2 protein-coding genes are annotated in these 459 nt (G+C 48.6%); both read right to left on the bottom strand.

All coding sequences use genetic code 11. The features are described 5' to 3' along the window. The coding region (locus M3212_RS21755; RefSeq protein WP_251195987.1) for an FAD-dependent monooxygenase at positions 1 to 192 on the bottom strand (192 nt) is incomplete at its 3' end. Positions 193 to 218: 26 nt separating this feature from the next. After that, on the bottom strand, positions 219 to 459 hold a 241-nt coding region (locus tag M3212_RS21760; protein WP_251195988.1), incomplete at its 5' end, for a hypothetical protein.

The raw sequence follows: 459 nt of genomic DNA on the forward strand, positions 1-459 counted from the left end.
GCGTGTTGAAGCTTCGGCTTCATCCATCAGATTGACGGTGCCTTCTTCCAAGACGCCAGCACGTACACGGCCCAGAATATAATCCGCGCTGACGCGATCCAGCGCGACATTGTCTATCCCGGCTTTAGTCAGAAGTTGGCCGAGGAGCAGGCCGGCCGGGCCCGATCCGATGATTGCCACCTGAGTGCGCATAAGTTCCTCCCAATGCAATTCCGTCTTTATTCTTGAAGGAACGTTCCTGCTGGCAATGGATAATCTCGACTATTTATTGTACAAATCGAACATGATTGGAGGGTAAGTGTCGGATAATTTTGTTCCAACATACGAGCTTTATGGAGAAGAACGCGAGCAGAAGCCGGATTTTTGGCTACACTGCGAGACGCTTTTCTCGCGATCAAGTTTGCATAATTTCGAAATTTCGTTGCATCGTCACGAGAGCTTCTTTCAGCTTTTATATAT

Source organism: Halalkalibacter oceani (genome assembly GCF_023715705.1).
GTDB lineage: Bacteria > Bacillota > Bacilli > Bacillales > Bacillaceae_D > Halalkalibacter > Halalkalibacter oceani_A.